The organism is Microbacterium indicum DSM 19969 (assembly GCF_000422385.1).
GTDB classification, from domain to species: Bacteria; Actinomycetota; Actinomycetes; order Actinomycetales; family Microbacteriaceae; genus Microbacterium; species Microbacterium indicum.
The window spans coordinates 1-19,026 of record NZ_KE383821.1 but is presented as its reverse complement, the minus strand read 5'-3'; the positions used below and the strand labels follow the sequence as shown (position 1 = coordinate 19,026).

19 protein-coding genes, 1 tRNA gene and 1 pseudogene are annotated in these 19,026 nt (G+C 70.9%); 9 read left to right on the top strand and 12 right to left on the bottom strand.

What is annotated here, in order from left to right; all coding sequences use genetic code 11:
- The first annotated feature begins 66 nt into the window (after positions 1-66).
- From poxB to H576_RS0112435, 3 genes are all read left to right on the top strand, one after another.
- Positions 67-1,782: a ubiquinone-dependent pyruvate dehydrogenase gene (gene poxB, locus H576_RS0112445; protein WP_029151190.1), complete on the top strand. Its 1,716-nt coding sequence runs from the start codon at positions 67-69 to the stop codon at positions 1,780-1,782.
- A 75-nt stretch (positions 1,783-1,857) separates the two neighbouring features.
- Positions 1,858-2,787 (top strand): hypothetical protein, encoded by a 930-nt coding sequence (locus tag H576_RS0112440; protein ID WP_029151189.1) that lies wholly within the window; start codon positions 1,858-1,860, stop codon positions 2,785-2,787.
- 51 nt (positions 2,788-2,838) lie between these two features.
- Positions 2,839-2,911: transfer RNA gene (locus H576_RS0112435), tRNA-Ala, on the top strand.
- A gap of 289 nt (positions 2,912-3,200) precedes the next feature.
- On the opposite strand, the gene H576_RS0112430 is transcribed toward H576_RS0112435, so the two are convergent.
- From H576_RS0112430 to H576_RS0112420, 3 genes are read right to left on the bottom strand one after another with little or no spacing between them, the layout of a single operon-like run.
- Positions 3,201-3,995, bottom strand: coding sequence for an anti-sigma factor (locus H576_RS0112430; protein WP_029151188.1), 795 nt, complete (start codon positions 3,993-3,995; stop codon positions 3,201-3,203).
- Positions 3,992-4,594, bottom strand: coding sequence for an ECF RNA polymerase sigma factor SigK (gene sigK / locus H576_RS0112425; RefSeq protein WP_029151187.1), 603 nt, complete (start codon positions 4,592-4,594; stop codon positions 3,992-3,994). Before sigK ends, H576_RS0112430 begins: the two co-directional genes overlap by 4 nt.
- Positions 4,595-4,636: 42 nt before the next feature.
- Entirely contained in the window at positions 4,637-6,367 is a 1,731-nt protein-coding gene (locus tag H576_RS0112420; protein ID WP_029151186.1) for a cytochrome c biogenesis protein DipZ, read from the bottom strand.
- A gap of 205 nt (positions 6,368-6,572) precedes the next feature.
- Between H576_RS0112420 and H576_RS0112415 the strand changes: the two genes are divergently transcribed.
- Positions 6,573-7,250, top strand: coding sequence for a fasciclin domain-containing protein (locus H576_RS0112415; RefSeq protein WP_029151185.1), 678 nt, complete (start codon positions 6,573-6,575; stop codon positions 7,248-7,250).
- 174 nt (positions 7,251-7,424) lie between these two features.
- Here the strand turns inward: H576_RS0112415 and H576_RS0112410 are convergent, their stop codons facing one another.
- The 6 genes and pseudogenes from H576_RS0112410 to H576_RS17345 all read right to left on the bottom strand — a co-directional run bounded on the left by H576_RS0112410 (position 7,425) and on the right by H576_RS17345 (position 10,823).
- Positions 7,425-8,363 (bottom strand): aldo/keto reductase, encoded by a 939-nt coding sequence (locus H576_RS0112410; RefSeq protein ID WP_425411275.1) that lies wholly within the window; start codon positions 8,361-8,363, stop codon positions 7,425-7,427.
- 38 nt (positions 8,364-8,401) lie between these two features.
- Positions 8,402-8,698 carry a MerR family transcriptional regulator gene (locus H576_RS16490; RefSeq protein ID WP_281167319.1) on the bottom strand — a complete coding sequence of 99 codons (297 nt, stop codon included), beginning with the start codon at positions 8,696-8,698 and terminating at the stop codon, positions 8,402-8,404.
- 322 nt (positions 8,699-9,020) lie between these two features.
- A pseudogene (locus tag H576_RS15800) lies at positions 9,021-9,639 on the bottom strand (response regulator).
- Complete coding sequence (locus tag H576_RS17355) at positions 9,636-10,235, bottom strand: sensor histidine kinase (protein ID WP_342664887.1); 600 nt, start codon at positions 10,233-10,235, stop codon at positions 9,636-9,638. The pseudogene H576_RS15800 and the gene H576_RS17355 overlap by 4 nt, the downstream one beginning before the upstream one ends.
- A 48-nt stretch (positions 10,236-10,283) precedes the next feature.
- Entirely contained in the window at positions 10,284-10,589 is a 306-nt protein-coding gene (locus H576_RS17350) for a hypothetical protein (protein ID WP_342664885.1), read from the bottom strand.
- 108 nt (positions 10,590-10,697) lie between these two features.
- Positions 10,698-10,823: a hypothetical protein gene (locus tag H576_RS17345; protein WP_342664884.1), complete on the bottom strand. Its 126-nt coding sequence runs from the start codon at positions 10,821-10,823 to the stop codon at positions 10,698-10,700.
- A gap of 148 nt (positions 10,824-10,971) precedes the next feature.
- Here H576_RS17345 and H576_RS0112385 point away from each other — a divergent pair, with 148 nt between their 5' ends.
- Together H576_RS0112385 and H576_RS0112380 are read left to right on the top strand one after the other, a co-directional pair.
- On the top strand, positions 10,972-12,054 hold the full coding sequence (locus tag H576_RS0112385) for an ABC transporter permease (protein ID WP_029151183.1): 1,083 nt from the start codon (positions 10,972-10,974) through the stop codon (positions 12,052-12,054).
- Positions 12,051-12,755 (top strand): ABC transporter ATP-binding protein, encoded by a 705-nt coding sequence (locus H576_RS0112380; RefSeq protein ID WP_029151182.1) that lies wholly within the window; start codon positions 12,051-12,053, stop codon positions 12,753-12,755. The genes H576_RS0112385 and H576_RS0112380 overlap by 4 nt, the downstream gene beginning before the upstream one ends.
- Positions 12,756-12,764: 9 nt before the next feature.
- Here H576_RS0112380 and H576_RS15790 read toward each other — a convergent pair whose 3' ends face one another.
- Positions 12,765-13,658 (bottom strand): helix-turn-helix domain-containing protein, encoded by an 894-nt coding sequence (locus H576_RS15790; protein WP_051172747.1) that lies wholly within the window; start codon positions 13,656-13,658, stop codon positions 12,765-12,767.
- Between the two features lie 260 nt (positions 13,659-13,918).
- On the opposite strand from H576_RS15790, the gene H576_RS0112370 reads away from it, so the two are divergent.
- From H576_RS0112370 to H576_RS17245, 3 genes are read left to right on the top strand one after another with little or no spacing between them, the layout of a single operon-like run.
- Positions 13,919-14,968, top strand: a complete 1,050-nt coding sequence (locus H576_RS0112370) for an alcohol dehydrogenase catalytic domain-containing protein (RefSeq protein WP_029151181.1) — start codon at positions 13,919-13,921, stop codon at positions 14,966-14,968.
- A complete protein-coding gene (locus H576_RS17250; RefSeq protein WP_245559184.1) occupies positions 14,965-15,861 on the top strand; it encodes an MFS transporter in 897 nt (298 codons plus the stop codon). Before H576_RS0112370 ends, H576_RS17250 begins: the two co-directional genes overlap by 4 nt.
- Positions 15,789-16,499, top strand: coding sequence for an MFS transporter (locus H576_RS17245; protein WP_425411274.1), 711 nt, complete (start codon positions 15,789-15,791; stop codon positions 16,497-16,499). Before H576_RS17250 ends, H576_RS17245 begins: the two co-directional genes overlap by 73 nt.
- 3 nt (positions 16,500-16,502) lie before the next feature.
- Here H576_RS17245 and H576_RS17240 read toward each other — a convergent pair whose 3' ends face one another.
- Both H576_RS17240 and H576_RS0112350 read right to left on the bottom strand, forming a co-directional pair.
- Positions 16,503-16,817 (bottom strand): aldo/keto reductase, encoded by a 315-nt coding sequence (locus H576_RS17240; protein WP_245559191.1) that lies wholly within the window; start codon positions 16,815-16,817, stop codon positions 16,503-16,505.
- A 544-nt stretch (positions 16,818-17,361) separates the two neighbouring features.
- Positions 17,362-18,348 carry an aldo/keto reductase gene (locus tag H576_RS0112350; RefSeq protein WP_029151178.1) on the bottom strand — a complete coding sequence of 329 codons (987 nt, stop codon included), beginning with the start codon at positions 18,346-18,348 and terminating at the stop codon, positions 17,362-17,364.
- Between the last annotated feature and the right edge of the window lie 678 nt (positions 18,349-19,026).

Below are 19,026 nucleotides of genomic sequence, written 5' to 3'. Positions count from 1 at the left end.
CCCCACGGGGTCCGCGGCGGCCATAGGCTGGTCGCGGACCCCGTCTCCGTCTGCGGAAGGATCAGCATGGCCACCGTCGCGCGCAACATCGTCCAGACCCTGAAGAAGAGCGGGGTGAAGCGCGTCTACGGGGTGCCGGGCGACTCGCTCAACGGCTTCACCGACGCCCTGCGCGTCGAGGGCGGGGTCGAGTGGGTGCACGTGCGCCACGAGGAGGCCGCGGCCTTCGCGGCGGGCGCCGAGGCCGCCATCACGGGCGAGATCGCGGTGTGCGCCGGCAGCTGCGGCCCCGGCAACCTCCACCTCATCAACGGCCTCTTCGACGCGCAGCGCTCGCGCGTTCCCGTCCTCGCGATCGCGGCGCACATCCCGAGCGACGAGGTCGGCAGCGGCTACTTCCAGGAGACGCACCCGCAGGACCTCTTCCGCGAGTGCAGCGTCTACGTCGAGCACGTCGCGCACGCGTCGCAGATGCCGCGCCTCCTGCGCATCGCGATGCGCGAGGCGATCGAGAAGCGCGGCGTCGCCGTGCTCGTGATCCCGGGCGACGTCGGCCTCGCCGAGCTCGAGGCGGCCGCCGAGGAGATCCGCGGCGTCCCGTCGCGCGTGATCCCCGCCGCGTCGCAGCTCGAGGCGGCCGCCGCGAAGCTCAACGAAGCGAAGGGCGTCACGATCCTCGCCGGCGCGGGCGTCGCGGGCGCCCACGACGAGCTCATCGCCGTCGCCGAGAAGCTCAAGGCCCCGATCGTGCACGCGATGCGCGGCAAGGAGCACGTCGAGTACGACAACCCGTACGACGTCGGGATGACGGGCCTCATCGGCTTCTCGTCGGGGTACCACGCGATGCGCGAGTGCGACGCGCTCGTCATGGTCGGAACCGACTTCCCGTATCAGCAGTTCCTGCCCGACGACGCGGCGGTGATCCAGATCGACGTCCGCGGCGAGCAGATCGGCCGGCGCACGCCCGTCGACGTCGGGCTCGTCGGGGGAGCGGCCGAGACCCTCTCCGAGCTGCTCCCGTTCCTCGACGACCGCTCCGACTCGAGCCACCTCGACGCCGCCGTCAAGCACTACCGCCGCGCGCGCAAGGACCTCGACGAGCTCGCGACCCCGTCGAAGCGCACGATCCACCCGCAGTACCTCGCGCGCCTCCTCGACGAGGCCGCGGCCGACGACGCGGTGTTCATCCCCGACGTCGGATCGCCCACCGTGTGGGCCGCGCGCTACCTGACGATGAACGGCCGCCGCAGGCTCATCGGATCCTTCAGCCACGGATCCATGGCGAACGCGCTCTCGCAGGGCATCGGCGCGCAGGCTCAGGATCGCGGGCGCCAGGTCATCGCGCTCGCGGGCGACGGCGGCCTCGCGATGCTCCTCGGCGAGCTGATCACGCTCACGCAGAACGGCCTGCCGGTCAAGACGGTCGTCTTCGACAACTCGTCGCTCAACTTCGTCGAGCTCGAGATGAAGGCGGCGGGCTTCGTCAACTACGGCACCGAGCTGAAGAACCCCGACTTCGCGAAGGTCGCCGAGGCCGTGGGGATCAAGGGGATCCGCGTCGAGTCGTCGGCCGATCTCCCGGCCGCCGTCGAGGAGTTCCTCGCGCACGATGGGCCCGCGGTGCTCGATGTCGTGACCGATCGCCAGGAGCTGTCGATGCCGCCGAACATCACGTTCGAGCAGGCGAAGGGCTTCGCGCTCTTCGCGATCCGCACCGTCCTCTCGGGCCGCGGCGACGAGCTGATCGACCTCGCGAAGACGAACCTGCGCCAGCTGCTCTGATCGCGGCGCGCGCGGGGCGCCCGACACGCCCCGCGCGCGACCGGATCGAGGGGATCCGTCCCCTACCTTTGTCGCATGGGTGGGCAGATTCTCGGAGGCGGCGCGATCGCACTCGTCGTCGCGCTGCTGTGGCTCGTGTACCTGCTGCCCAGCTGGCACGCCAAGGTGCGCTACAACGCCGCCGAACGCAACGCCGTCGTCCTCAACCAGGCGCTGCGCGTGCTCGCCGAGACGAGCGAAACGCCCGAAGAGGTCCGCATCGAGCTGTCGCGCCGTGAGGCCGCGAAGCAGCAGCGCCTCGTGAAGCGCATGCAGGCCGAAGACGATCGCCTGCGCGACCGCACCGACAAGCTGGCCCTCGCGCAGAAGAAGCGCGAGGTCGAGGCCGAGCGCCTCTCGCGCATCGCGGCGGCCGAGGACGAGCGGGCGCGCCTCGCGGCTCTGCGCGCGGATCCGCGCATCGGCCAGGCGCGCGCACGGCGCCGCCTGCGCCTCGTCGCGACGACCCTCGCGGCCGTGGGCCTCGTCGTCGCGGGCCTCGGCGCGTGGCAGTTCGCGGCCACGGGGCAGTGGACGTGGATCGCCGTCGGCGCCGCGTCGTTCGTCGCGGGCGCCGTCGTGATCCGCCGCATGGCCTCGGTCGCGTCGCGCGTCCGCAGCGCCTCCCGCGCGCCCGTCGCCGTCGAACCGGCGCGCGCCGAGAGGCGCTACGAGCCGCAGCTGCTCAACCCCGAGGATCGCGGCTGGACTCCTCGCCGCCTTCCCGCCCCGCTCACGGCGACGGCAGGATCCAGCGCCGCCGACGCCGTCGGGGCCGCGTCGGCGCAGGAGCTCCTGCGCCAGGCCGCTCTCGAGGCGGCGGGGCGCGAGCGCCTCGAGGCCCAGCGCCCGGCCCCCGTGTCGATCGAGCGCGAGCGCGAGCGCTTCGCGCAGATGGGCCGCGTCGATGACGCCGAGATCGAGCAGCACGTGCGCGAGCTGCTGGCGCGACGCGCCGCGGGCTGACCCCGATTTCGCGCCGCGACGCGAGCTCTGGTAACGTTGCTCGGGTTGTACGGGCCTATGGCGCAGTTGGTAGCGCGTCTCGTTCGCAATGAGAAGGTCAGGGGTTCGAATCCCCTTAGGTCCACAATGTGACGAGTCGCGACAGAGGAGACATCTGAGTCGCGATCGAGACCACAGTCACGAGAAGGAGCCCGGCCGATGGCCGAGCTCCTTCTCGTCGGTGCGCCAGGAGCTCGTGTCGGATGGCGATCGTGCGACACGGGGACCGTCGTCAGCTCTTCTCGCTGCTGCACGTCGACCGTGACGCTGGAACCATCCGGCCGCGGACGGGCGAACGCGGCGGACCGCAGCGGGGCGGATCCGGTCCCGTGCGCTGCGCGCGATCCCTCGGGAGCCCCGTCGGGAACGGCCCGTCACGCGGTGTCGATGACGACGATCGGGTCTGAGGTCGGCTGACCGGTCTGCGATCCGCCCTCCTCTTCGATCGTGACGGCGATCAGGTCCCCCGGGCGCATCTCGCCCTCCATCAGCGCGGTGGCGCGGCCCTCGTCCGCTGCCGTGAAGGTGCCGGCGGCGATCGGCTCGTCGCCTCGGACGAACCACAGCTCGAAGCTCTGGTCCTCGGAGATCGACGGCAGTCCCTGCGCGACCACGACTGCCTCGCCCACGCTCTCCGACCAGTGCGCCGTCGCCTCTCCGCCGTCGACGAGTTCGGCCGTTGCCGCGCGTGCGTCCAGCGCTCGCTCGATCTCGTCGAGCGCCACGACCGAGACGGGGCGGTTCAGCCAGCCGCTGAGAGAGGCGGCTCCGAAACCCGCGCCGCCCAGCACGACGAGGCACGCGGCGAGCGCGAACGCCCACAGGGCCCATCGCCGACGCGGAGCGGGACGCTCTGGAGCGGCGGCGTGCGGCGTTCGCTTGCGCTCTGGGTCCTCCGCCGCAGCGGGAGCACCCCCCGGTGCGTGTCGGGGCGCATCGTCTTGTCCCATCCCCGTGATGCGGGAGACGATCGTGTCGCGCACGTGCGGGGGCGGTGCGATCTCGCTGACACCGTCGCCGAGAGAAGCGACGGTCGCGGCATCGATGTCGACGATCGCCTGCCACTCCGGGTGGGCGGCGAGCGCCTCACGGTAGATGCGCTCGTCGTCGGGCGACAGCGCACCCATGGCATGTGCAGCCGAGAGCTCGGCGAACGCCTCGTCGTTCACGGTGTCGCCCCCATCTCCTGACGCAACTTCGAGACGCCGTCTCGCATCCTTGTCTTCACCGTGCCCAGCGGGGAGCCGGTCATCGCCGCGATCTCACTCTGACTGTAACCGCCGTAGTAGGCCAGGATCAGAGCGTCCCGCTGCGGGGCGGGCAACGTGCCCAGCGCCGCCACCACACGTCTCCCCTCTACTCTCGACTCCACCTCCTCGGCGACTCCGTCACGCGCGACCTCGAGATCCCGGATCCCCACTCGCATGTCGCGCCGTGTTCTCGCTTGTGCGGTGCGCACGCGGTCGACGGCTCTCCGGTGCGCGATGGTGAGCACCCACCCCCGGCCCTGTCCCTTATTCGGAGCGAACCGCGCGGCGGATTGCCACACCTCGATGAAGACCTCCTGCAGCACCTCTTCGCTCTGATGATGGTCGACGAGAACGCGCACGATGAGACCGAATACGCGCGGGGACAGCATGTCGTACAGCTGCGTGAAGGCGTCTCGATCTCCGTCTGCTGTGCGCAGCAGAAGGGCGGCTACGTGGTCGACCGGATCGGCATCCCCCTCACGGAAGTCCACGCCGTCGATCACCATGGGCTCCAGCATGCACTATCTCCGTTCTGCATCGGCGACCTCGGACGCGAGCCATCACCCGAACGTGAACGAGTAGGCCTCGACGCCGGCGCCGACTTCGACATCCACGATCTGCGCCTCGCCGGTTCCGTCATCGACGATCCGGTACGACTTCGGCGTGCCCGAAACGTGCAGCGTCTGCTCCTGACCCGATTCCGACCGCACCCGCACGTCGCCGTCGCCGGCCAGCACCATACGCACCTCGGAGGCGCGGAAGGCCAGGCGGATGTGCGCGCTCGCGGAGGCCGGCGTCGCGAACTGGGTCTCGACCTGCCAGTCCCCGTCGAGGGCGAACGTGTCATCGGGCTGATCGGCGGGATAGGAGAACTCGCCGCGACCAGCGCGATAGGCATCAGGCCCGGCGAAGTTGACATCCTTCGACGACCCGAGGAAGGTCTCCTGCGTCGTCGATCCCCCTTCCGGTGTCCGGTCATCGACGTCGGTCGGACTCGGCAGCGTCACGTCCGGGTCGGCATCCTGCAGGAGCTCGCGGATGAGCCGTTCGGTCGCGTCGTAGTTTCCCTCCCCGAACGAGATGTGCCGAACCGTGCCGTCGGCGTCGATCAGGTAATGCGCCGGCCAGTAGCGGTTGCGGTAGTTCGTCCACGTCGACAGGTCGTTGTCGAGCGCGACGGGGTACTCGATGCCGAAGTCACGTGCCCCCGCCGAGACGTTGCTCTCGTCCTTCTCGAAGGCGTACTCGGGCGAGTGGATGCCGATGACCTCGAGCCCTGCTTCTCGATACGCCTCGTCCCAGGCCACGACATGCGGGATGCTCCTCTGGCAGTTGATGCACGAGTAGGCCCAGAAGTCGATCAGCACGACGTGTCCCCTAAGGTCGGCGAGGTCGACGGACTCGCCTCCTGGGGTGTTCAGCCACCCCGCGATGCCCGTGAGGCTCGGCGCCGTGCCGCACGACTCGAGTTCGGCTGCGCCGTTCGTGCACTTGTCGAGGTCTCTGTTCTCGTCGTTGACCAGCCCGCCGAGATCCAGCGCCTCCTGCGCCTCGTCGGAGTCGGTGAGCTCCTGCTGCAGGGCCGCTGTGTAGTCGGGCACCAGCCGCTGGAGGATCTGCGGGACGTTGAAGGCGATGCCCACGGCGAGCGCGATCATCGCCACGCCGGCCGTGATCCGCAGGCCGCGTTCGCGGGTGCGGAAGGCGCGCACGCGCTCGATCACCCCGCGCCCGGCGAGGGCGAACGCCAGCAGCGGCACGGCCACTCCGATCGCGAATGCGGCGGTCAGCATCACGGTGTCCCACCCGATTCGCCCCGTGGAGCCGGCCACGATGATCGCGGCGAGCACAGGCCCGGCACAGGGCACGAAGACGGCTCCGAGCGCCAGCCCGACTCCGAACCCGTTTCCGTTGTTCGACACCTGGCGCGTCGGGATCCACTGGAACGGCTTCTCCAACAGGTGAGCGATGCGCGGGATGACGAGGCTGACGCCGATCACGATGAGCACCGCGATGCCGATCCAACGCAGGATGTCCTGTGGGAGGCCCAGGGCGCCGAGCAGGAGCGAGCCGACGAGCGTCACAAGCGTGAAGCTCACGACGAGCCCGAGGATCACCAGGAACGGCCGAGACCGCCGTGCCTGCACGGCGTCGGTCGATTCTCCGCCCGCGCCCGCGAAGCGCGCCGATTGCGCACCCGCCGTGAGGAAGATGACGGGGAGCACCGGCAGGATGCAGGGCGAAATGCCGGTGATGAGGCCGCCCAGCAGCCCGATGAGGATGATCGACATGCGCGATCCCTTCCGTTGGTCGTGAGTGGTTCGTGCACGACGGCGCATCGGATTGGTCGGCGCGGCTCCGACGGAGATCTCGATCGGCTTCCGGATCGCCCCATCCGATCTGGCGGGGGTTCCGAATACCTTGTCGTACGCCGTGTCCCGCGGTGTGCATCCCAGACGAAGAGCCCGCTCGCGGGCTCCGACACCGGAGGTAGTCATGCTCAGCACCCAGAAGAAGATCACGGCGAGCCTGTCGCTCGTGTTCGCCGGAGCCCTCGCGCTTTCGGCCTGCTCGATGGGCGACACGACCGACGACACCGACACCGACACCGGCTCGTCCTCGACGCCGATGGAGGAGGTTTCGCCGAGCACCGACACGGACAGCATGGACCCGGCGGCGAACCTCGTCGGTCCCGGCTGCGCCGATTACGCCGAGCAGGTGCCCGACGGCGCCGGTTCGATCCAGGGCATGTCCCAGGACCCCGTGGCGGTGGCCGCCTCGAACAACCCGATGCTCACCACGCTCGTCTCGGCGGTCTCCGGTGAGCTGAACCCGGATGTGGACCTCGTCGACACGCTCAACGGAGACGAGTTCACGGTCTTCGCTCCCGTCGACGACGCGTTCGCGAAGATCGACGCGGATACGATTGAGACGCTGCAGAGCGACGCGGATCTGCTCACGTCGATCCTGACGTACCACGTCCTTCCCGGCCAGATCGAACCGGCCGACATCGAGGGCACCCACACGACGGTGGAGGGAGAGGACCTCGAAGTCACCGGCAGCGGCGACGAGTGGATGGTGAACGACGAAGCCATGGTGATCTGCGGCGGCGTCCAGACGTCGAACGCCGTGGTGTACCTCATCGACTCCGTGCTGATGCCCCCGTCGGAGTGACACCTCGGGATCGCAGAGAGCTGCGGGGCCGCGTCATCCGGGGGGATGGCGCGGCCCCGCCGGTCTGACGTGTCGGCGGCCGCAGCCGCGCCTCTGCGCCCCGTCCGATGAGGCACCGCGGGGAGGCCCCCCGATCCGCGCCCCGTGCCGCGGCTCGGTGAGGCGGAGCATCGATCAGCGGTCGGTGCCCGTCGGCGCGTCGATCCCGTCCCGGGAGCCCACGATCTCGGTCGCGGGAAGTGCTCGGGCGAGCTCGCGTCGGGTGGCTTCGTCGAGCATGATTCCCGCGGCCGCCGCGTTCTCGTCGAGGCGCTCTCGATGCCGGGTACCCGGGATCGGGACGACGCCCTCCGCGAAAACCCAGGCGAGGGCGACCTGCGCCACCGTCGCGCCGATGCGTTCGGCGATCCGCTCGACGCGCTCGACGAGCCTCCGGTTGGCGGCGAAGGCCGAAGGCGCGAAGCGCGGCACACCGCGCCGGGCGTCGTCGGGGGCGAGATCGTCGAGACGGCGGATGCCGTCGGAGAGCACTCCTCTCCCGAGCGGTGAGAACGCCACGAACCCGATCCCCAGCTCGTTAGCGGTCACCTTCTCCTCGTTGTGCAGGATGTCGCGGGCGAAGAGCGAGAACTCCGACTGCATGGCAGCGATCGGGTGCACGGCGTGTGCGCGGCGCATCGTCGTGGCCGAGACCTCGGAGAGGCCGATGTGGCGGATCTTGCCCTCGCGGACGAGCTCCGACATCGCGCCGACGCTCTCCTCGATCGGCACGGCGGGGTCGGCGCGGTGCAGGTAATAGAGGTCGATCACGTCGGTGCCCAGGTGCCGGAGCGAGGGCTCGCACGCGTGTCGGATGTACGCGGGGGTGCCGTTGCGGCCGTGCACAGTGCCGTCGTCGTCGGTCTCGGCCGATGCCTTGGTCGCCAGGGTGACCTCGTCGCGGCGGTGCCCGAGTGCCCGGCCGATCAGCTTCTCGTTGGTGAAGGGGCCGTATGCCTCGGCTGTGTCGATGAAGCTCACGACGCTGTCGACGGCATGCTGGAGAGCCGCGATGGACTCCTTCTCGTCGCTGGGGCCGTAGAACGCGTTCATGCCCATCGCTCCGAGGCTGATGGCTGAGACGGTGAGCCCGTCGCCGAGCGCATGCTGTCTTATTCCTCGTCCTCTCCTTCTGCGAGAACTTCGCGGTAGGCGGCGATCTTCTGTTCGATGGCTTCCAGGTGCAGGCGTGTCCGTGCGAGCATCGCGAGAACGTGGCGGCGATGGTCCACGAAGACGTCGAGACGCTCGCGCTCGGTGCCCGGTCTCCGGCTCAGCTCGGCGATGTGCCGGATGCCGGAGATCTGCATGCCGGTCTGGCGCAGCATCAGCACAGCGGCGATCCATTCGAGATCCTCGCGATGGAAGCGTCGTCGTCCTCCGGCATCCCGGGGCGTGGGGTCTCTCAGCAGGCGTAGTAGCGGAGCGTCTCCGAGGCGATGCCCATGGCGGCTGCCGACTGGCCCAGCGTCAGACCTTCTGCGGGTACGTCGATCGCGACGGCGGGGAGGGCGATGTCGGTCATGGTGACATCGTCACACCCGGAGCGCGCTCCGCGTCAAGTCGCGTGCTTCTGCGCTGCCCGACGCACGTGCGCAGCGCCGCGTACGGTCACTCGTCGACGGTGATGGCGGCGAGCCGCGTATCCGGCCGGCCGCGCCGTGAGCCGGATGCCGCGTCACCCGGCTGGCGCGGGCGCTCCTCAGGGGTCGGGCTGTCACCCGCGCGGGGCTACCGCAGGATCCCGGATCCGGGCGCGGCCGCGACGGCCGCGGTGCGGGAGGAGACGCCGAGCTTCGTGTCGATGTGCACGAGGTGCGACTTCACGGTCGCGTCGCTGATGTGCAGGCCCGCGGCGATGTCGTTGTTCGTCGCGCCGTCGGCGACGAGGCGCAGGACCTCGGTCTCGCGCGCGCTGAGGGTCGGCTGCGGGGACCGCATGCGCGCGAGCAGGCGGCCCGCGATCGCCGGGGCGAGCGCCGTCTCGCCCGCGGCGGCGGCCCGGAGCGCGGCGACGAGTTCGTCGGGCGGAGCGTCCTTGAGGAGGTAGCCGCTCGCGCCGGCCTCGACGGCGCCGAGGATGTCGCCGTCGGTGTCGTAGTTCGTCAGCACGAGGACAGCGGGCCCGCCCGCGAGGGCACGGATCCGTCGCGTCGCGTCGGCCCCCGTCTCGGCGGTGCCGAACTGCAGGTCCATGAGCACGAGGTCGGGCGCGATCTCGGACGCGAGGGAGACGGCGGACTCGGGCGTCTCCCTCGCCGACGACGTCGAGCTCGGGGTCCCCCGAGAGCATCGCGCGGAGGCCCGCGCGGACGACGGGATGATCGTCGGCGAGCACGATGCGGATCACGACGGCTCCCCCTCGGGCGCGAGCGGGAGCCGCGCGGTCACGGCCGTGCCGGTGCCGGGCGCCGAGTCGATGACGAGCTCGCCGCCCAGCTGGTCGACGCGCTCGGGCATGGCGTGCAGCCCGAATGAGTCGGCCTCGTGCGAGTCGGCGACGGCCGCCGTCGCGTCGAAGCCGCGCCCGTCGTCCCGCACGACGAGCGACACCTCCGCGCCGTCGCCGGTGAGCCCGATCGAGATCCCCCGCGCCTCCGCGTGCCGGATCGCGTTCGAGATCGCCCCCTGCGCGAGCCGCAGCAGCGCGGTCTGGGTCGCCATCGGCAGATCGAGTTCGTCGGCGGCGACGTCGACGGGGATCCCCTCGCGCTCCGCCTGCTCGCGGCCCAGCCGCCGCAGCGCGGCCGCGAGGCCGTCGTCGAGCCGCGCGGGGGTGAGCTCGCGGATGATCTGGCGCGTGTCGGCGAGGCTGTCGGCCGCGGTCTCGCGCGCGAGGCGCACATACCCCGCCGCGGGCTCGGGGGCGTCGCGCTCGGCGGCGCGGAGGACCACCTGGATCGACGACAGCCCCTGTGCGACGGTGTCGTGGATCTCGCGCGCCAGGCGCGCCCGCTCGGCCAGCGCCCCCTGCTCGCGCTCGGTGTCGGCGAGCTACTGGCGGGTCCGGATCAGCTCGGCGAGCAGCCGCTCGCGCTCCTGCGCTTCGCGCGTCGGGGCGCGATACGCGAGCCCGATGAGGAGCGCGACGCCGGCGCCGACGAGCGGACCGATCACGCCGCCGACGCTGAACCCCAGGTGGAGGCCGAGCGCGACGATCGCGAACGCGGTCGCGAGGACGATCGCCGCGACCCCGCCGCGGCCGGGGAGGACGTGGAGGCAGAGGAAGAAGAGGGGGAAGACGAGGTACGCGCCCTCGGGGCTCAGCCAGGTCAGGACCGCCCACAGGACCGTGAGCACTGCGACCCAGACGAGCGCGAAGGTGTGCGGCGAGACGCGGGATCCGCCGCGCCGCGCGCCCGCGCCCGGCAGGTAGGCGGCGACGAACGCGACGCCGACGACGAGGGTTCACACGGCCGACGGGGCCTCCACCACGAAGGCGCGCACGACGGCAAAGGCCGTGAGCTCGATGAGGAGGGCGTGCAGGCCTACGCGGAGCCCCGTGAACACCGGGGCGAGGGTCGTATGCGGCATGACGCGCCCAGCCTATGCGAGCGGGAGGGCCCTGCCATCAACCGAAAGTTGGACCGCGATCCCACGGTTCTGGCGATGCTCCGGGGTGCCCTCCGGCGGGAGAGTCGAAGACAGCTCGGGCAGCGTGCCGGGGCGGAAAGGCATCATCGTGTTCGTCGCGTGGAGAGAGCTGCGGTTCGCCCGCGGCCGCTTCGTCCTCATCGGAGCCGTCGTGGCCCTGATCACCCTGCTCGTCGGCTTCCTCGCCGGGCTCACGGGAGGGCTCGCCGCCCAGAACATCTCGTCGGTCCTCGACATTCCGGGCGACCGGATCGTGCTGCAGCAGCCGGACAGCGGGGATCCGAGCTACTCGACGTCGTCGCTCGACGACGGCACGGTCACGGAGTGGCAGCAGGCGGACGGGGTCGACTCGGCGACGCCGATCGGGATCTCGCAGTCGCGGGCGACGGCCGACGGCGCGGACGACCCGACGGGCGTCGCGCGCTACGGCCTCCCGAGCGACGTGCCGGGCACCGCGTCGAACCCGCTCTTCGCCCTCACGCCGGGCTCCGACACCGAGGTGGGGCTCTCCTCCGGCGCGGCCGACGGCCTCGGCGTCCGGGCCGGCGACACGATCTCGATCGCGGGCGACGACTCCACCGTCTCGACGGTCGGCGCCGACCTCTGGTACAGCCACACCCCCGTCATCGTCATGACGTCGGACGCCTGGAGCACCGCGAGCACCCAGACGGGCGGCACGGGGGACGCGACCGTGATCGCCGTCACGGGCGACCCCGACTGGGAGGCCGTCGGATCCGAGACCGACACCGTCGCCGACACCCCGCTCGCGAGCCTGACGGCGCTCGACGCGTTCCGCTCCGAGATCGGATCCCTCGGCCTCATGATCGCGATGCTCTTCGGGATCTCGGCCCTCGTCGTCGGCGCGTTCTTCACGGTGTGGACGATGCAGCGCGCGGGCGACATCGCGGTCCTCAAGGCCCTCGGCTCGACGACGGGATCGCTCGTGCGCGACTCGCTCGGCCAGGCGCTCATCGTCCTGGTCGTCGGGATCGGCGTCGGCCTCGCCGCGGTCGGCGCGCTCGCCGGCCGGGCGCTGCCCTTCGTCGTGAGCCCCCTCACGACCCTCGCCCCGGCCGCCGTCATGGCGGTCCTGAGCCTCGCGGGAGCGACCTTCGCTCTCCGCTCCGTCACGACAGCCGACCCCCTCACCGCACTCGGGAGCAACCGATGATCGAACTGCAGAACGTCACCCTCACCTTCCCCGACGGGGACAACCGCATCATGGCCGTCGACGACCTCACCCTCCGCGGCGGCGACGGCGTCGTCACGGGGATCACGGGCCCCTCGGGCTCGGGCAAGTCGAGCATCCTCGCCGTCGCGGCGACGCTCATCCGGCCCGACTCGGGCGGCGTCCTCATCGGGAGCGACGCCGACGCGATCGACGGCGCCCAGCTCTCGAAGGGCGAGGCCACCGCGCTGCGCCGCGAGCGCATCGGCATCGTGTTCCAGCAGTCCAACCTGCTTCCCACGCTCACGGCGCGCGAGCAGCTGCAGGTCATGGCGCGGCTCGGAGGCGCGGCCGGGCGCGGGCGGAAGGCCGAGATCGACGGCCGCGTCGACGAGCTGCTCGACGCCGTGGGCCTCGCCGCGCACGCGGGCAAGCGCCCGCACCAGCTCTCGGGCGGGGAGCGGCAGCGGGTCGCGATCGCCCGTGCCCTCGTCCACAACCCCGAGGTCCTGCTCGTCGACGAGCCGACGAGCGCGCTCGACCAGGAGCGCGGCGCCGAGATCATGCAGCTGATCGCCCGCCTCACCCACGAGCGCGACACCGCGACGCTGCTCGTCACGCACGACCTTGTGCACCGCGACGCCCTCGACGAGCTCGTGACGGTCGTCGACGGCCGCATCGCCCAACCGGCTCTCGCCGTCTGATCCGCGCGCTCAGTCGCGCGGCGCCGCCGGCGCGCCCGTCAGCTCGGGTCTGCCCATGTCCTGCGTCGCGGCCCACGCATCGAAGAGCCGCAGGGCGTCGGCGCTCGGCGTGTCCGCCGCCGCCGTGTAGACCATGAGCACGAGGCCCTGTTCGGACGGGATCTCCATCGACGCGAAGTCCAGATCGAGGTCGCCGACGACCGGGTGGTGCATCCTCTTCGTCCCCGTGCGGTGGAACCGCACGTCGTGCTTCGCCCACTTCCGGCGGAAGTCCTCGCTGCGGGTCGAGAGCTCGCCGATGAGGTCGGTGAGCCCCTTCTCGTACGGATCGCGGGCGGCATCGGCGCGCAGGAACGCCGCGACGTCGTCGGACGTGCGATCCCAGTCGCGCCAGAAGTCGCGGGCGGCGGGGTCGAGGAACAGGAAGCGCGCCCCGTTGACGGGGCGGTGCGGATCCGCGAACAGCGGGGAGTGCAGCGCAACCGCGAGCCGGTTGGCCGCCAGGATGTCGTGGCGCGCGTTGCGCACCCACGCGGGCGCGTCGCCCATCGCGTCGAGCACCTGCCGGAGCGACGCTCGGACGCGCGGGCGGGGCTGCCGGCGCCGGGGGATCGGGCCCGAGTTGGCGCGGCGCGCGAGGTCGAAGAGGTACTCGTTCTCGGCCTCGTCGAGCTTGAGCGCACGCGAGATGCTCGCGAGGACGCTCTCGGACGCCCCCGCGAGGGTGCCGCGTTCGAGGCGGGTGTAGTAGTCGACCGACACCCCGGCGAGCATCGCGACCTCCTCGCGGCGCAGCCCCGCGACGCGCCGCCTGCCGCCGTATGCGGGCAGGCCGGCATCGGCGGGGGAGAGGCGCGCGCGACGCGTGCTGAGGAACTCGCGGACCTCGGTTCTGTCGTCCATCCGGCTCACGGTAACGACGCGCCCGCGCGGGCGTCAGGGACTGCCGTTACCTGTCCCGGCGGTGCCCGCCTGGCGCGCGGGCCGGGCCTGGGAGGGTCTGGCAGTACCCGGAAGGGCAGGAACTCCCGCGCCCGCGTGCGGCGGCGTGGAGTGGGTATCAGCCCGACGGAGGGCACTCCGCCGGCAGACGCCGCAGACATCGCGGGGTGCCGTCTCTCCGAGCTCATCGTGACCAACGAGAGAAAGACGCGACAGATCTCATGAAGGCAGCGTTCATGTACGGCGCCGGTGACGTGCGCATCGAGACCGTACCCGACCTCAAGATCCTCCAGCCCACCGACGCGATCGTCCGCACGGTGCGTGCGTGCATCTGCGGATCCGACCTCCACCTCTATCACTCCATGCCCGCCGGCGGCCAGGGCGCCCCGATGGGCCACGAGCTCATCGGCGTCGTCGAGGAGATCGGCTCGGCCATCACGACCGTGAAGCCCGGCGACTTCGTCGTCGTCCCCTTCGCGATGAGCGACAACACCTGCGTGTTCTGCCGCGAGGGCATGCACACCGCGTGCCAGCACGGTTCGTTCTTCGGATCCCCCGAGGTCGGCGGCTGCCAGGCCGAGCTGCAGCGCGTCGCGCAGGCCGACGGAACCCTCGTGAAGGTGCCGGACGTCGACCCGGCGACGGCCGACGAGCCGCTCCTCGCCTCGCTCCTCACGCTGTCCGACGTGTACCTCACGGGCTACCACGCCGCCTTCATGGGCGAGGTCACCCCGGGCAAGACCGTCACGGTGATCGGCGACGGCGCCGTCGGCCTCGGGGCGGTCCTCGCGTCGCGCCAGCTCGGCGCCGAGCGGATCATCCTCATGGGCCGCCACACGGCGCGCACCGACCTCGGCATCGAGTTCGGCGCGACCGACGTCGTCGCCGAGCGCGGCGACGAGGGCATCGCGAAGGTCATGGACCTCACGAACGGCGAGGGATCCCACGTCGTGCTCGAGGCCGTCGGCCACATGCCCGCCTACGAGCAGGCGTACGGCATCGTCCGCCCGGGCGGGATCATCTCCCGCGTCGGCGTCCCGCAGTACGAGGACGCCGCCATCGGCTTCGGCTCGCTGTTCGGCAAGAACGCCCGCCTCGCCGGCGGCCCGGCGCCCGTCCGCGCCTACCTCGAGCAGGCCATCGGGCAGGTCCTCGCGGGCGAGATCGACCCCGGTCTCGTCTTCGACCGCACCGTGTCGCTCGACGAGGTCCCCGCCGGGTACGCCGCGATGAACGACCGCACGGCGCTCAAGGTCATGGTCCGTCCGTGACCTCCGCCGCGCCCCAGTCGGTCGTCGCCGTTCCCGTGCACCGCGTGGCGATTCTGGCGATCATCCTGCTCAGCTACTTCATGATCCTGCTGGACAACTCGGTGATCTTCACCGCGCTGCCCAGCCTGGAGACGGGCCTCGGCCTGTCGGCGGGGGAGCTGTCGTGGGTGCAGGAGGCCTACACGCTCGTCTTCGGCGGGCTCCTGCTCCTCGGCGCCCGCGCGGGCGACCTGCTGGGGCGCCGCCGCGTCTTCGTCTTCGGCCTCGCGGTGTTCACGCTCGCGTCGCTCCTGATCGGGCTCTCGCAGGCCGACTGGTGGATCATCGGCGGGCGCGCCCTGCAGGGCATAGGCGCGGCGATCGTCGCCCCGTCGTCGCTGTCGCTCCTCACCGCGTCGTTCCCGGAGGGATCCGAGTGCACCCGCGCCGTCGCCTGGTACGGCGCGACCGCCGGCATCGGGGCGAGCCTGGGCATGGTGATCGGCGGCGCCTTCGCGCACTTCATCTCGTGGCGCGCGGGCTTCTTCATCAACGTCCCCATCGGGATCGCGATGATGATCCTCGCTCCGCGCTTCCTGCCCGAGACGCCGGCCGCGCGCGGCCGCTTCGACCTCGTCGGCGCGCTGACCGCGACGCTCGGCGTCGGCGCTCTCGTGTTCGGCGTCATCCACGCCGCCGAGGGCGGCTGGGCGTCGCCCGTCGCCCTCGTTCCGACCTCGTCGGTGCGATCCTGCTCGTGGTCCTGGTCCTGGTCCTGGTCCTGGTCCTGGTCCTGGTCCTGGTCCTGGTCCTCAACGAGGCCCGCGCGGCGCAGCCGATCATGCCGCTGCGGCTCTTCGCGAGCCGCGAGCGCACGGGCGCCTACATCGCGCGGTTCTTCTACCTCGCCGTGATGATCGGGTTCTTCTTCTTCACGACGCAGTTCCTCCAGAATGTGCTCGGCTGGAACCCCCTGCAGGCGGGGCTCGGGTTCCTGCCGATGAGCGCCGTGAACTTCGTGGTCGCGATGGCGATCCCGCGGCTCACCCGCCGCTTCGGCAGTGCGCTCCCGCTCGTCGTCGGGATCGCCCTGACGCTCGCGGGCGTCTTCGGCCTGAGCCTCCTGACGCCCGAGAGCGACTACCTCACGGCGGTCGCCGTGCCGATGCTGCTCATCGGCGTCGGCCAGGGTCTCGCCTTCGCGCCCCTGACCTCGTCGGGCATCGTTGGCGCCACGGCGGGCGACGCGGGGCGCGGCGTCGGGCCTCGTGAACACCTTCCACCAGGTCGGGATGACCCTGGGGCTCGCGGTCATGGTCGCCTTCTCGACCCCGGCCGGCGACCCCGGCACCGCGGCGGGGCTCTCGGCCCAGGTCGACGCGGCGTTCGCGACGGCCAGCGTGTGCCTCGCGCTGAGCCTCGTCGCGGCCGTCGCCCTGATCGTGCCCGCCGCCTCGTCCCGCAGGCGCGCGGCGGCGCGGACCGCTCGATGAGTGTCGCCGCGCGGAGGCGACCAGCTCGTGCTGGCCGTAGCTGTTGTCGTCGGGGTTGATCGTCACGCCGGGCGCGACGATCTCGTCGATGCGGTCGAGCACCTCGGCCGACAGGGTGACGCCGGCCGCGGGCAGGTACGACTCGAGCTGCTCCATCGTGCGGGGCCGACGATCGCCGAGGTCAGGCCCGGGTGGTTGACCACGAACGCGATCGCCATCTCGGGGAGCGAGATCCCTGTGTCCTTCGCGAGCAGCGCGAGCTGCTCGACGGCCTCGAGCTTGCGCTGGTTGGCGGGGCTCGACATATCGAACCGCGCGCTGGGGCGGGCGGACGACGTCGCGGTGGGGCCGTTCCCGGCGCGCCACCGGCCGGACAGCCAGCCGCCGGCGAGGGCCTGTAGCTGAGCGTGCCCATGCCGTAGCGCTCGGTCGTGGGGAGGACGTCCTCCTCGATGCCGCGCACAAGGATCGAGCTCATCCCCATCGTGACCCCGACGCCGGCCACGGCGAAGGCGGTCGCCACGACGAGCACGGTGCTCGTGAGCAGGACGCCGCGCAGGTCGCGGCGGATCGATCGGAGCGAGGTCGTGATGCTTTCCCAGAACAGCAGCACCGGCAGGAAGAGGATCAGCACCGCCTCGGACGGGAGGTGGATCTCGCGCAGGTCGGGGACGAAGCCGAGCAGCAGCCCGACCGCGACCAGTACGAGCGGGGCCGCGATGCGCAGCCGTGGGGCCGCGACGGCGGAGATCGCGATCGCGACGCCGAGGATCACCACGATTTCGAGCGAGCTCATCTGCGTCCCCTTCCCGGTCGACGTCTCATGACGCCGGGATGCGGAGGCGTATCCCGGTCTTGACGATAGGCCGAAGTCGTCGCCGGGTGGGAGGGCCTGGCACTGCCGCCCAGGCCCTCCGCACGTCAGCGGCCGACCATCTTCATGCCGGCCTCGCCGTAGCGGTCCCCGGCGACGCCGAGCGCGGCGACGAGCCCATCCAGCTCGGTGATGTCGTCGGCGGAGAGGCGCAGCGCGGCCGCGCCGGCGTTCTCGTCGATGCGCTCGCGCCGGCGGGTGCCGGGGATCGGCGCGATGAACGGGGTCTGCGCGAGCAGCCAGGCGAGCGCCACCTGCGCGGGCGTCGCCTCGCGGGCGTCGGCGAGCGCCGTGACGCGGTCGAGCAGCGCCTGGTTCACGGCGAGGTTCTCGGCCTCGAAGCGCGGGATCGTGCCGCGGATCTCTCCCGCGCCGAAGGTCTGCCCCGGGGTGACGGTCCCGGTGAAGAAGCCCTTGCCGAGCGGGCTGAACGGCACGAAGCCGATGCCGAGCTCGGCGAGGGTCGGCAGGACCTCGGCCTCGGGATCGCGGGTCCAGAGCGAGTACTCCGACTGCACGGCCGTCACGGGGAAGACGGCGTGGGCACGGCGTATCGTCTGGGCACCGGCCTCCGAGAGCCCGAAGTGCTTTACCTTCCCGGCGGCGACGAGCTCGCCGACGGCTCCCGCGACGTCCTCGATCGGCACGTCCGGGTCGACGCGGTGCTGGTAGAAGAGGTCGATCGCATCGACGCCGAGGCGCGCGAGCGAAGCGTCGGCGACGCGACGGATCTGCTCGGGACGGGAGTCGGTGCCCTGCATGCGGCCGTCGACGATGTTCCAGCCGAACTTCGTCGCGACGGCGACCTGATCCCGGGTGGGGGCGATCGCCTCGCCGACGAGCTCCTCGTTGACATAGGGGCCGTACACCTCGGCGGTGTCGATGAAGGTGATGCCCCGCTCGACGGCGTACCGGAGCACGCCGATCATGTCGTCGCGGTCGCCCGGGTTGGGGCCGTACGACATCGACATTCCCATCGCGCCGAGCCCGATGGCGGAGACCTCGAGACCCTGTCCCAGCTTCCTCGTGTGCATGCTGCTCCTCTCCTCGGCGGCGCGGTCGTGTGGCCGCCGTGGTCCCGACGCTAGGCCGACGCCGTGCGGCGAGGGAGGGCGTGCCGGTGCCTCCCTCGCCGCGCGACACGCCCGGTGGTGGGGTGGGTTGGCGCTCCGGAAACATCCGCGTAATGTATTCCCTTGTCGCCGCCAAGCGGTGAGGTTGAGCCGGAAGGCTCCCCCATCCCAGACAGGCGACAACAGGATGACTGGTTCGGTTGTTCGTGAGGGTTTCCTCGGATTGTCGGTTTCACGGCGTTCAGGTTTCGCTCAGGAATGGCTCGTAAGGTTGTCTCTTGTGCCTCTCGGTCGGTGATTGAGTTCAGGTGCGACTGTTTCGTGAAGTTCTTCGAAAGTCACGGCGTGTCGGATTTGACTTGCTGATCGGGTGGGATAAGATAGAGCAGTTGCCCCGGAGGGCCGGCTTGGAAGAGTCGGGGCCGGGTGCGTCTGATCCTTGAGAACTCAACAGCGTGCACTTGTCAAATGCCAATTATTTGATTGTCCCTAGTCTTTGGACTAGAGCAATTCCTTTTTGGATCATTTGATGTCAGATGACATCACATTGGTCAGTTTCAAACTCGCTGCTCACGCGTTTTCCCGTGTGGGTATGCATTTTTTCTTTTTGGAGAGTTTGATCCTGGCTCAGGATGAACG

Excerpts from the sequence above, each read along its gene's own strand:
- poxB (WP_029151190.1), top strand. The coding sequence starts at position 67 with ATGGCCACCGTCGCGCGCAACATCGTCCAGACCCTGAAGAAGAGCGGG.
- H576_RS0112440 (WP_029151189.1), top strand. The coding sequence starts at position 1,858 with ATGGGTGGGCAGATTCTCGGAGGCGGCGCGATCGCACTCGTCGTCGCG.
- sigK (WP_029151187.1), bottom strand. The coding sequence starts at position 4,594 with ATGCTGGAGCCCATGGTGATCGACGGCGTGGACTTCCGTGAGGGGGAT.
- H576_RS0112420 (WP_029151186.1), bottom strand. The coding sequence starts at position 6,367 with ATGTCGATCATCCTCATCGGGCTGCTGGGCGGCCTCATCACCGGCATT.
- H576_RS0112415 (WP_029151185.1), top strand. The coding sequence starts at position 6,573 with ATGCTCAGCACCCAGAAGAAGATCACGGCGAGCCTGTCGCTCGTGTTC.
- H576_RS17345 (WP_342664884.1), bottom strand. The coding sequence starts at position 10,823 with ATGCCGCATACGACCCTCGCCCCGGTGTTCACGGGGCTCCGCGTAGGC.
- H576_RS0112380 (WP_029151182.1), top strand. The coding sequence starts at position 12,051 with ATGATCGAACTGCAGAACGTCACCCTCACCTTCCCCGACGGGGACAAC.
- H576_RS15790 (WP_051172747.1), bottom strand. The coding sequence starts at position 13,658 with ATGGACGACAGAACCGAGGTCCGCGAGTTCCTCAGCACGCGTCGCGCG.
- H576_RS0112370 (WP_029151181.1), top strand. The coding sequence starts at position 13,919 with ATGAAGGCAGCGTTCATGTACGGCGCCGGTGACGTGCGCATCGAGACC.
- H576_RS17245 (WP_425411274.1), top strand. The coding sequence starts at position 15,789 with ATGCCGCTGCGGCTCTTCGCGAGCCGCGAGCGCACGGGCGCCTACATC.
- H576_RS0112350 (WP_029151178.1), bottom strand. The coding sequence starts at position 18,348 with ATGCACACGAGGAAGCTGGGACAGGGTCTCGAGGTCTCCGCCATCGGG.